At 60.6% G+C, this 536-nt stretch carries 1 protein-coding gene; it reads left to right on the top strand.

The genetic code is table 11. The annotated features are described in order from the left end of the window. Positions 1 to 536, top strand: a 536-nt coding sequence (locus tag AC04SG_RS32885) for a hypothetical protein (protein ID WP_488554404.1), incomplete at both ends; no start/stop codon positions are given.

The following is a 536-nucleotide window of genomic DNA, read 5'->3' as shown; positions in this document are numbered from 1 at the left end:
GAGCTGCCTCCTGTGGAAAGCTACGACCAGGATTTGCTTTGGGAGATGATGGACAAACCCGGCCCGTCGTCATCTCAGCCAGCCGCGCGCCATGACCAGTCATCGGATCCCCGAGAGTCCATTCGTCACTTGAACTGGGGCTACGACCCCCAGCAGTTCCCGGACGAGCCGATGGATGCATTTGCCAGCAGCAACCTCCTGCCAAGCGAGGAGGTCCTCATCAACGATGAGCGTGACACAGCTGGGTTGCGGCCAGCGAAGAGGCCGAGGCCCCTGGACAATCCAGACGGCCTTGCCATTGAGCGGCAGCTGAGCGAGATCGCCAATTCAGGTGGCGGCAGAGCAATGCCGGCGGCCTCGACGTTGCAGCCGATCCAGTCAGCTGGGGTTTTGATAGGGCGGAGCAAGGAGCCTCTTTATTCCGAGGATGCTCGCCTTATTTCGGGACTTGAGAAGGCCCTCCGCGACAGCAATGCCGCCAACACCGCCAAGGCCTATGTACATTCTCTTCGCAGTTTCGGGCGCTGGCTCTTTGC

The organism is Mesorhizobium sp. CNPSo 4684 (assembly GCF_057784315.1).
The sequence above is the reverse complement of the archived record's forward strand: the minus strand, read 5'-3'. Positions and strand labels throughout refer to the sequence as shown.